The following is a 2,699-nucleotide window of genomic DNA, read 5'->3' on the forward strand; positions in this document are numbered from 1 at the left end:
GAGGGAATGATTCCTCAATTAAATAGTCTGGCAGCAATGGCGAGAAGGTCACACCCGTTCCCATACCGAACACGGAAGTTAAGCTTCTCAGCGCCGATGGTAGTTGGGACACGCGTCCCTGTGAGAGCAGGACGTTGCCAGGCTAACCCTTTTGGGTTATTTTTTTCGTCAATATTTAATATGGCCCCTTGGTCAAGTGGTTAAGACACCTCCCTTTCACGGAGGTAACACGGGTTCGAATCCCGTAGGGGTCACCAAAGTTTTTTCATGCTAGTGAAAATAACTTTCATTATTTTGGAGGATTAGCTCAGCTGGGAGAGCATCTGCCTTACAAGCAGAGGGTCGGCGGTTCGATCCCGTCATCCTCCACCATATTTATCTTTTATAGATTACGCCGGGGTAGCTCAATTGGTAGAGCACGACCGAATATGCTTCCTGAATGAACTTCAGCATACTGACCGAGCTGCTGCTTGGACAAGCTTTTTGAGGTCAGGATGACGGTAACAATACCAGCGTGTTCAAACTAAATATTTTTTCAAATTTTACGCCGGGGTAGCTCAATTGGTAGAGCAACTGACTTGTAATCAGTAGGTTGGGGGTTCAAGTCCTCTCGCCGGCACCATTTATTTTTTTTGCTTTTTTTGAGCCATTAGCTCAGTTGGTAGAGCATCTGACTTTTAATCAGAGGGTCGAAGGTTCGAGTACTTCATGGCTCACTAGAGTTTTTTGCGAAAGCAAAATAACTATTAATATTGCGGGTGTGGCGGAATTGGCAGACGCACCAGACTTAGGATCTGGCGCCGCAAGGCGTGGGGGTTCGACTCCCTTCACCCGCATCAAAGTTTTTTGCAAGAGCAATATAACTTACAACCTTTGCGGAAGTAGTTCAGTGGTAGAACACCACCTTGCCAAGGTGGGGGTCGCGGGTTCGAATCCCGTCTTCCGCTCCAACTTACGCCGGTGCGGCGGAACTGGCAGACGCACAGGACTTAAAATCCTGCGGTAGGTGACTACCTTACCGGTTCGATTCCGGTCCTCGACACCATTTAAATTAAATCATATGCGCCCTTAGCTCAGCTGGATAGAGTGTTTGACTACGAATCAAAAGGTCGGGAGTTCGAATCTCTCAGGGCGCACTTTAACGGGAAGTAGCTCAGCTTGGTAGAGCACTTGGTTTGGGACCAAGGGGTCGCAGGTTCGAATCCTGTCTTCCCGACCATGCTTCTAATAACAAATGGGGTCTTAGCTCAGCTGGGAGAGCGCCTGCTTTGCACGCAGGAGGTCAGGGGTTCGATCCCCCTAGACTCCACTTATTCGGAGGAATACCCAAGTTTGGCTGAAGGGATCGGTCTTGAAAACCGACAGGCGGGTCATACCGCGCGGGGGTTCGAATCCCTCTTCCTCCTCCATAACTCGTAATCTATTCTTATTGTCGCGGGGTGGAGCACGTTCGAATATGCTTCTTCGAATGATCTACAGCGCAACGATTGAGCCGCTGCTTGAATATGCTTTCTGAAATCAGGGCGGTCAGTATCAAATCGTGGAGCATGCTCCAAATTGAAAACTCTGGTCCGGTAGTTCAGTTGGTTAGAATGCCTGCCTGTCACGCAGGAGGTCGCGGGTTCGAGTCCCGTCCGGACCGTACTTTTATCCCCAGTAGGTAACTACTGTTGATATAGATTTTGTGTGGCTCAGTAGCTCAGTTGGTAGAGCAAAGGACTGAAAATCCTTGTGTCGGCGGTTCGATTCCGTCCTGAGCCACCTTTTTATATGGAGGGGTATAGTTTAAAGGTAGAACGAAGGTCTCCAAAACCTTTGGTGTGGGTTCAATTCCTACTACCCCTGCCAAATGATTCTATAATGGCGGTTGTGGCGAAGTGGTTAACGCATCGGATTGTGGTTCCGACATTCGTGGGTTCGATTCCCATCAGCCGCCCCATATATTTTATAAATATTGGGCTATAGCCAAGCGGTAAGGCATCGCACTTTGACTGCGACATGCGTTGGTTCAAATCCAGCTAGCCCAGCCATACATAAAGGCAGCATAGCCAAGTGGTAAGGCCGAGGTCTGCAAAACCTCTATCCCCGGTTCAAATCCGGGTGTTGCCTCCAATTTAATAAATGCGGGTGTAGTTTAGTGGTAAAACCTCAGCCTTCCAAGCTGATGTTGTGAGTTCGATTCTCATCACCCGCTCCACATAAATATGGGCCTATAGCTCAGCTGGTTAGAGCGCACGCCTGATAAGCGTGAGGTCGATGGTTCGAGTCCATTTAGGCCCATCATATTGTTCCGCAGTAGCTCAGTGGTAGAGCTATCGGCTGTTAACCGATCGGTCGTAGGTTCGAGTCCTACCTGCGGAGCCATAAATGCGCCTTTAGCTCAGCTGGATAGAGCATACGCCTTCTAAGCGTAGGGTCAGAGGTTCGAATCCTCTAAGGCGCGTAAAAAACAAAGTAAAAACGCTTATCTAAGCGTTTCAGACTGTCGACAAATCCGAAGGATTTCGGGTTTTAAATCGACAGTCTTTTTTGTTTGGCTCATTAAACTAGTCTGTTGATTTCCGTTCCAGGAGGCTTCGCTTTCCGCGGGCGGTTCGGGGAGCCTCCTCGGCGCTTTCAGCGCCTGCGGGGTCTCCCCTGTCCCGTACTCCCGCAGGAGTCTTCGCCGCCTTCCACTCCAATCAACAAAGTTATAAAAT

General features: G+C 49.2%; 21 tRNA genes and 1 rRNA gene. All 22 read left to right on the forward strand.

The window, feature by feature from the left end:
* Window positions 1-26 precede the first annotated feature (26 nt).
* The 22 genes from rrf (at window position 27) to M3610_RS27320 (ending at window position 2,443) form a co-directional block, all read left to right on the forward strand.
* Window positions 27-143: ribosomal RNA gene (rrf, locus tag M3610_RS27215) — 5S ribosomal RNA — on the forward strand.
* A gap of 39 nt (window positions 144-182) precedes the next feature.
* Window positions 183-257: transfer RNA gene (locus M3610_RS27220), tRNA-Glu, on the forward strand.
* A gap of 39 nt (window positions 258-296) precedes the next feature.
* Window positions 297-372: transfer RNA gene (locus M3610_RS27225), tRNA-Val, on the forward strand.
* Between the two features lie 174 nt (window positions 373-546).
* A tRNA-Thr gene (locus tag M3610_RS27230) sits at window positions 547-622 on the forward strand.
* A gap of 21 nt (window positions 623-643) precedes the next feature.
* Window positions 644-716 (forward strand) — tRNA-Lys (locus M3610_RS27235).
* 38 nt (window positions 717-754) lie between these two features.
* Window positions 755-836: transfer RNA gene (locus M3610_RS27240), tRNA-Leu, on the forward strand.
* Window positions 837-875: 39 nt separating this feature from the next.
* Window positions 876-950: transfer RNA gene (locus tag M3610_RS27245), tRNA-Gly, on the forward strand.
* A 14-nt stretch (window positions 951-964) separates the two neighbouring features.
* Window positions 965-1,045: transfer RNA gene (locus M3610_RS27250), tRNA-Leu, on the forward strand.
* A 17-nt stretch (window positions 1,046-1,062) separates the two neighbouring features.
* Window positions 1,063-1,136, forward strand: a tRNA-Arg gene (locus M3610_RS27255).
* A gap of 6 nt (window positions 1,137-1,142) precedes the next feature.
* Window positions 1,143-1,219: transfer RNA gene (locus tag M3610_RS27260), tRNA-Pro, on the forward strand.
* Between the two features lie 17 nt (window positions 1,220-1,236).
* Window positions 1,237-1,309, forward strand: a tRNA-Ala gene (locus M3610_RS27265).
* A gap of 7 nt (window positions 1,310-1,316) precedes the next feature.
* Window positions 1,317-1,409, forward strand: a tRNA-Ser gene (locus M3610_RS27270).
* A gap of 159 nt (window positions 1,410-1,568) precedes the next feature.
* Window positions 1,569-1,642: transfer RNA gene (locus M3610_RS27275), tRNA-Asp, on the forward strand.
* 46 nt (window positions 1,643-1,688) lie between these two features.
* Window positions 1,689-1,761: transfer RNA gene (locus M3610_RS27280), tRNA-Phe, on the forward strand.
* A gap of 13 nt (window positions 1,762-1,774) precedes the next feature.
* Window positions 1,775-1,848 (forward strand) — tRNA-Trp (locus M3610_RS27285).
* Window positions 1,849-1,863: 15 nt separating this feature from the next.
* A tRNA-His gene (locus M3610_RS27290) sits at window positions 1,864-1,939 on the forward strand.
* 16 nt (window positions 1,940-1,955) lie between these two features.
* Window positions 1,956-2,030 (forward strand) — tRNA-Gln (locus M3610_RS27295).
* A gap of 8 nt (window positions 2,031-2,038) precedes the next feature.
* Window positions 2,039-2,112: transfer RNA gene (locus M3610_RS27300), tRNA-Cys, on the forward strand.
* A gap of 11 nt (window positions 2,113-2,123) precedes the next feature.
* A tRNA-Gly gene (locus M3610_RS27305) sits at window positions 2,124-2,197 on the forward strand.
* Window positions 2,198-2,206: 9 nt separating this feature from the next.
* A tRNA-Ile gene (locus M3610_RS27310) sits at window positions 2,207-2,280 on the forward strand.
* A gap of 9 nt (window positions 2,281-2,289) precedes the next feature.
* Window positions 2,290-2,364 (forward strand) — tRNA-Asn (locus tag M3610_RS27315).
* 5 nt (window positions 2,365-2,369) lie between these two features.
* Window positions 2,370-2,443 (forward strand) — tRNA-Arg (locus tag M3610_RS27320).
* Window positions 2,444-2,699 lie beyond the last annotated feature (256 nt).

The organism is Neobacillus sp. MER 74, assembly GCF_023714155.1.